The 233-nt window shown below is 31.3% G+C and carries 1 protein-coding gene; it reads right to left on the bottom strand.

What is annotated here, in order from left to right:
• On the bottom strand, window positions 1-233 hold a 233-nt coding region (locus BU804_RS01905), incomplete at both ends, for a transposase (protein WP_226996105.1).

The following is a 233-nucleotide window of genomic DNA, read 5'->3' as shown; positions in this document are numbered from 1 at the left end:
AATTAAAAAATTTCCGGCATTTCTGTGGCGTGTATGTTCAATTTGAGAAATATTTTTTAGTTGATCATTCACCGTTTCAATAATAGCTCGTTTTCTAAGAAGAATTTTGTCTGTCAACTTCATAAGATTCTGCTTCATATTCGATCTTAGGGTAGTAAATAGTTCAAGACCTTGTTTCAAAAGCCTCTTTGAAAGTTCTTTCGAAATATATCCCTTATCACCAAATAGTTTTC

The sequence above is a fragment of the Candidatus Protochlamydia sp. W-9 genome, assembly GCF_001950615.1.
Taxonomy (GTDB): Bacteria; Chlamydiota; Chlamydiia; order Chlamydiales; family Parachlamydiaceae; genus Protochlamydia; species Protochlamydia amoebophila.
The sequence above is the reverse complement of the archived record's forward strand: the minus strand, read 5'-3'. Positions and strand labels throughout refer to the sequence as shown.